General features: G+C 57.1%; 1 protein-coding gene. It reads right to left on the bottom strand.

Going from position 1 to position 343, the window contains the following annotated elements; genetic code table 11:
• Window positions 1-343: hypothetical protein (locus tag EN859_RS36200; RefSeq protein WP_210237773.1), on the bottom strand; the 343-nt coding region annotated here is incomplete at both ends.

The raw sequence follows: 343 nt of genomic DNA, 5'->3' as shown, positions 1-343 counted from the left end.
CTTCAAGAATACGGTGATCGTGATGACGTCGAAGGGATCGTTCGAGAAGTTGAGCTTCGGCAGCAGATCGCACAGTTCGCGCACGTTGTTCGTGACGTCCAGTCGAACGTTGGTCGCACCGTAAAGACGGTCAGCAAGCTTCGAGACTGCCTCAAAAAGACGACCGACCAGATCGTTGTTCGCAGTCGAAATCGAGGCGAGCACGTGCTGATCGATTTCCGTTCGCAGATCAGTCAGAACGTCAGGCGGCAGATCGACGCCGAACTGGCTGGCGTCAGGAAACGGCAGCACCGCGAGCCTGACGCCGAACTTCCCGGACATCGCGGCAAGTGTTGGATAGTCC

This window comes from Mesorhizobium sp. M00.F.Ca.ET.216.01.1.1, assembly GCF_004010325.2.
Lineage (GTDB): Bacteria > Pseudomonadota > Alphaproteobacteria > Rhizobiales > Rhizobiaceae > Mesorhizobium.
Note: the sequence above shows the minus strand (reverse complement) of the source record. Positions and strands in the feature narration are given on the sequence as shown.